Here is a 6,688-nt window from a genome sequence, read left to right on the forward strand (position 1 = left end):
GGCGCGGTCAGGCCGTTGGACGCGCCGTCCTGGTTCACCGCCGAACCGCGCACCACCGCCAACACCTCGTGGCCGTTGCGGCGGGCGTCGGACAGGCGTTCCAGCACCAGCACGCCGACGCCCTCGCCCCAGCCGGTTCCGTCCGCCGACGCGGCGAACGCCTTGCACCGCGAGTCCGGCGCGAGCCCGCGCTGACGGCTGAACGCGATCAGCGCGTCGGGCGTCGACATCACGGTCACGCCGGAGGCCAGTGCCATCGTGCACTCGCCCTGCCGCAGCGACTGCGCCGCCCAGTGCATCGCGACCAGCGACGACGAGCACGCCGTGTCCACGGTGACCGCCGGACCTTCCAGGCCGAAGGCGTAGGACACGCGGCCGGACACCACGCTCGCCGACGTGCCGGTGATCAGGTAGCCGTCGTCGCTCGTGGCCGTGTTCGCCAGCAGGGCCGCGTAGTCCTGGCCGTTGGTGCCCGCGAACACGCCGGTCCGGCTGCCGCGCAGGGTGGTCGGGTCGATGCCCGAGTTCTCCAGCGCCTCCCACGACGCCTCCAGCAGCAACCGCTGCTGCGGGTCCATCGCCACCGCCTCACGCGGCGAGATCCCGAAGAACCCCGCGTCGAAGTCACCCACCTCGTGCAGGAAACCGCCCTCGCGGACGTAGCACGTGCCGTCGTGGTCGGGGTCCGGGTGGTACAGCCCGTCGAGGTCCCAACCGCGGTTGTCCGGGAACCCCGCCACCGCGTCACCACCCTCGACCAACAACCGCCACAGGTCTTCCGGCGACCGCACCCCACCGGGGAACCGGCAGCTCATCCCCACGATCGCGATCGGCTCGTCGGTGGTGGCGGTGACCGCGACCGGAGCTTCCCGCTGCTCGCCGAGGAGCTGTGCCTTCAGGTGGTCGGCCAGCGCGCGGGGCGTCGGCCGGTCGAACACGAGCGTGGCGGAGAGCCTCAACCCGGTCGCGGTGGCCAGGCGGTTGCGCAGCTCCACCGCGGTCAGCGAGTCGAAGCCCTGCTCCTTGAACGCGCGCCCGACCTCCACACCGTCCGCGGACGGGTGTCCGAGCACGACGGCGGCGTGCGTGCGCACGAGGTCCACCAGCAGCTCGTCCTGCTCCTCGGCGGTGAGGCCCGCGAGCCTGCCCGCGAGCGACGGGGCTCCGGCGGACGACCCGCCCGCCACCGCGCGCCGGGTCGTGCCGCGGACGAGACCGCGCACCAGAGCGGACGTCCCGCTCATCGCCGGGAGGTCCAGGTTCGCGGTGACCAGCACCGCGTCCCCGGTGCTGCGCGCCGCGTCGAACAGCGCGAGACCGTCCTGGGTGGACAGCGGACGCACACCGTCGCGGGACATCCGGCGCAGCTCGGTCTCGGTCAGGTGGCCGGTCATCCCGCTGCGCCGCGCCCACAGGCCCCACGCCAGCGACACGGCGGGCAGCCCGAGCGCCCGCCGGTGCAGCGCCAGCGCGTCCAGGAACACGTTCGCGGCGGCGTAGTTCGCCTGGCCCGCGGTGCCGAACAGACCGCCCACGGAGGAGAACAGCACGAACGCCGACAGGTCCAGGTCCCTGGTCAGCTCGTGCAGGGCGAGTGCCGCGTCGACCTTCGGCCGCAGCACGGGCGTGACCCGCTCCGGCGTCAGCGACTCCACGGTGCCGTCGTCGAGGACACCGGCCGCGTGCACGACCGCGTCCAGCGGGTGCTCGGCGGGGATGCCGTCGAGCACGGCCCGCAGCGCGGCGACGTCGGCGACGTCGCACGCTTCGAGGACCACCGACGCGCCCAGGTCGGCCAGTTCCGCGAGGAGTTCGGTGGCACCGGGCGCGGCCGGTCCGCTCCGGCTGAGCAGGAGCAGGTGGCGCACGCCGTGGTGCTCCACCAGGTGCCGGACGACGAGCTCGCCGATCCCGCCGGTCGCGCCGGTCACCAGGACGGTGCCGCCGGGCCGGAACCCGACCTCGGCCTGGCCGGGTTCGGCGCGCGCCAGCCGGGGCGCGGTCGCGGTCCCGTCGCGCAGCGCGATCTCGGACTCGCCCGCCGCGAGCGCTCGGGGCACCAGGGACGCCTGCGTCGCGTCGGCCAGGTCCAGCAGCCCGAACCGGTCGGCGTGCTCCGCGAGCGCGGACCGCACGAGCCCCCACACCGGCGCGTTGACCAGGTCGTCGCCGGTGACCGCGCCGCTGGTCGTGAAGACCAGCCTCGACGAGGCGAACCGCTCGTCGGCGAGCCACTCCCGCACCAGCGCGAGCGCGTGCCGCACCGACCGGTGCACCGCGTCGGCACCACCGCCGTGCACGTCCGTGAACGGCACCAGCACCGTGCCCGGCGCGTCCGGCAGGGACGCCAGGTCGTGGTGGACCGGTCCCGCCAGCCCGAACGGGTCCTCGCCCAGCACGACGAACTCCACGCCCGCCGCGGGCAGCCGCACCTCGGCCCGGTCGACCCGGAACAGCGAGTCCCGGTGCGCCCGACCGGTGCCGAACGGCTCGCCGAGGACCACCGCGTCCGCCTCCGCCACCGGGGTGCCCGCCGGGTCGACCAGCACGACCGACACGGTCGACCGGTCCACGGTGGACAGGTCGGCTCGGACGGCGTCCGCGCCCGACGCGTGCAGGCGGAAACCCCGCCACGTCAGCGCGATCCGGCCGTCGTCCGGCAGCGCCGCCGCCAGCAGCGCCGGGTGCAGCCCGAACCGGCTCGCGTCGACGTCGAGCGGTGGCGCGACGTCCACCGCCCGGTCCGCGGAGCGCGGAGCGCCGACGGCTCCGGCCAGCACACCGCTCGCGTGCCGCTCCCACGGCACGTCCGCGCCCTCGGGCCGCGAGTGCACGGCGACCGCGCCGTCCTCGCCGACCACGACCTGCACCAGGGTGCCCTCCTCGGAGAGCGCCAGGGGCGCGTGCACCACCAGTTCCTCGACCAGGTCGAAGCCGACCTCGTCACCCGCCCGCACGGCCAGTTCCACGAACGCCGCGCTCTGCACGGCCTGGTCGGCCAACCAGGCGTGCGACGACGACGAGACCCGTCCCGTGAGCACGACGTGCCCGTCCGCGAGCCGGACGGCGGCACCCAGCAGCGGGTGGTCCACCCCGCCGAGGCCCGCGGCGCCGAGGTTGCCGGCACCGGTCCCGGACTCCAGCCAGAACCGCTCGCGCTGGAAGGCGTACGTCGGCAGCCCGACCCGGCGTCCGCCGTCCACCACGGGCGTCCAGTCGACCGCGACACCGCGCACCCACAGCTCCGCCGCCGAGGTGAGGAACCGCTCCCGGCCTCCCTCTCCGCGCCGCAGCGATCCGGCGACCACGGCGGCGGGCGCCGAGTCCTGCACCGCGCCCGTCAGCACCGGGTGAGCGCTCACCTCGACGAACGCGCCGACGCCGTCGGCGGCCAGCGCTCCGATCGCCGACTCCAGTTCCACGGTCCGCCGCAGGTTGCGGTACCAGTAGTCGGCGTCCAGCGTCGCGGAGTCCACGTACCCGACGTCCGCGGTCGAGTAGAACGGCACCCGCGGCGCCACCGGCCGCACCGGCTCCAGCAGGGTCGCCAGCTCGTCCCGCAGCGCTTCCACGTGCACCGAGTGCGACGCGTAGTCCACCGCGACCCGCCGAGCCCGCACACCGTCGGCCTCGCAGGCCGCCACCAGCCCGTCGAGCGCGTCGACGTCGCCGGACACCACGGTCGCCGACGGCCCGTTCACCGCCGCGACCGACACCCGGCCCGCCCACCGGTCGATCGACGTGCGGACCTCGTCGGCGGGCAGCGCCACCGACACCATGCCACCACGACCAGCGATCCCCAGGATCGCCCGCGACCGCAACGCCACCACCCGAGCACCGTCGACCAACGACAGAGCCCCAGCCACCACCGCCGCCGCGATCTCACCCTGCGAGTGGCCCACCACCACCGACGGCTCGACACCCAGCGACCGCCACACCTCCGCCAGCGACACCATCACCGCCCACAGCACCGGCTGCACCACATCGACCCGCTCCAACGCCTCCGCGTCGGACAACACGGCCATCAGGTCCCAGTCGACGAACTCCCCCAACGCCCCCGCGCACTCCGCCATCCGCGCCGCGAACACCGGGGAGTGCTCCAGCAGCTCCACACCCATCCCGACCCACTGCGCCCCCTGACCGGGGAACACGAACGCGGTCCGGCCACCGGCGCCCACGACACCGCTGACCACACCGGTCACGGGGTCGCCGGACGCCAGTCCCGCCACCCGGTGCAGCAGGTCGGCGCGGTCCCGGCCGACCACGACGGCGCGGTGCGACAGCGCCGACCGGGTGCCGACCAGCGCGGCGGCGACGGACCCGAGGTCGTCGTCGCCCTCCAGGAACTCGCGCAGGCGTCCGGCCTGGGCGCGGAGCGCGCGCTCGCCCTTCGCGGACACCACCAGCGGCACGACCGCCGGTTCCGCGGCGGCGACGGGCGGCTCGTCGTCGACGTCCTCCAGGATGACGTGCACGTTGGTGCCGCTGATCCCGAACGCCGACACGCCCGCCCGGCGCGGACGCCCGTCGCGGGGCCACGCCCTCGCCTCGGTCAGCAGCTCGACCGCGCCCGCCGACCAGTCGACCTGCGGGGTGGGCTCGTCGACGTGCAGCGTCCTGGGCAGCACGCCGTGCCGCATGGCGAGCACGCTCTTGATCACGCCCGCCACACCTGCGGCGGCCTGCGCGTGGCCGATGTTGGACTTCACCGACCCCAGCCACAGCGGGGTCTCGCGGTCGCGGCCGTAGGTGGCGAGCAGTGCCTGCGCCTCGATGGGGTCGCCGAGCTTCGTGCCGGTGCCGTGCGCCTCGACCACGTCGACGTCCGAAGTGGACAGTCCGGCCTCGGCCAGCGCCTGGCGGATCACGCGCTCCTGCGACGGTCCGTTGGGCGCGCTGAGGCCGTTCGACGCTCCGTCCTGGTTCACCGCCGACCCGCGCACCACCGCGAGCACCCGGTGGCCGTTGCGCCGGGCGTCCGACAGCCGCTCCAGCAGCAGCACACCGACCCCCTCGGAGGCGCCCATGCCGTCGGCGGCGGAGGAGAACGCCTTGCAGCGCCCGTCCAGCGCGAGCCCGCGCTGACGGCTGAACTCGACGAAGAACGCGGGCGTCGACATGACCGCCACACCGCTGGCCAGCGCGAGCGAGCACTCGCCCCGCCGCAGCGACTGGGCCGCCAGGTGCAGCGCCACCAGCGACGACGAGCACGCCGTGTCCACCGTGACCGCGGGACCCTCGAAGCCGAACGAGTACGAGATCCGACCGGACAGCACGCTCGCCGCGTTGCCGGTGACCAGGTGCCCCTCGACGCTCTCCGGCACGTCGCCGGAGAAGCTCGCGTAGTCGTGGCCGCTCATGCCCGCGAACACGCCGGTCCTGCTGCCCCGCAACGACACCGGGTCGATGTCGGCGCGCTCCAGCACCTCCCACGACGCCTCCAGCAGCAACCGCTGCTGCGGGTCCATGGCCAGCGCCTCGCGCGGCGAGATCCCGAAGAAGGCGGCGTCGAACTCCGTGACGTCGTGCAGGAAGCCGCCGTGCCGCACGTAGCTCTTCCCGGACTGCTCCGGGTCGGGGTCGTAGAGGCCGTCGGTGTCCCAGCCGCGGTCGGTCGGGAACCCGGTGACCGCGTCGCCGCCGCTGAGCACGAGCTGCCACAGGTCCTCCGGCGACCGGACGCCGCCGGGGTAGCGGCAGCTCATGCCGACGATGGCGATCAGCTCGTCGGCGGGTACCGCCGCGACCGGCGTGCGCGGCGACGGCACGTCCGCCTCGCCGAGCAGGTCGGTGCCCAGCTTGCGGGCCAGCACGACCGGGCTGGGGAAGTCGAAGACCAGCGTCGCGGACAGCCGCAGCCCGGTGGCCGCGTTGAGCCGGTTGCGCAGCTCCACCGCGGTGAGGGAGTCGAAGCCGATGTCCTTGAACGCCCGCTCCGGGTCGACCGCGCCGGACCCGGCGTGGCCGAGGACGGCGGCGGCGTTGGACCGCACCAGGTCCAGCAGCACGTCGTGCCGCTCGGCCTCGGGCAGCCGGACGAGGCGGTCGCGCAGACCCGACGAGGTGCCTGCCCCCGCCGTGGCCCGGCGGACCGGGGTGCGGACGAGACCGCGCAGCAGCGGCGCGACCGGTGTCCGCGCGCGCAGGGCGTCGAGGTCCAGCCGGGCCGGGACGAGCAGCGGCTCGTCGACCGCACCGGCCGCGTCGAACAGCGCGAGCCCCAGTTCCGTGGACAGCGGGAGCACGCCGTTGGTGGCCAGGCGCCGCAGGTCGGCGGCGTCGAGGTGGCCGGTCATGCCGCCGCGCTCGTCCCACAGGCCCCAGGCCAGCGAGACCGCGGGGAGGCCGTGCGCGCGGCGGTGCTGCGCCAGGGCGTCCAGGGCGGTGTTGGCGGCGGCGTAGTTGCCCTGCCCGGCACCGCCGAAGGTGCCCGCCATGGACGAGAACAGCACGAACGCCGACAGGTCGTGGTCGCGCGTGAGGTCGTGCAGGTGGAGCGCCGCGTCCACCTTGGACCGCAGCACGGTGTCGAGCCGGTCCGGGGTCAGCGAGTCGACCGTGCCGTCGTCGAGGACGCCCGCGGCGTGGACGACGGCGGTCAGCCGGTGGCCCTCGATCACCTGGGCGAGCGCGGCGCGGTCCGCGGCGTCGCAGGCGACGACCGTCGCCCGCGCGCCGAGCGCGGCCA

General features: G+C 75.1%; 1 protein-coding gene. It reads right to left on the minus strand.

Going from position 1 to position 6,688, the window contains the following annotated elements; all coding sequences use genetic code 11:
• Window positions 1-6,688: SDR family NAD(P)-dependent oxidoreductase (locus tag AC156L_RS17175; RefSeq protein ID WP_484407014.1), on the minus strand; the 6,688-nt coding region annotated here is incomplete at both ends.

The organism is Umezawaea sp. (genome assembly GCF_057122925.1).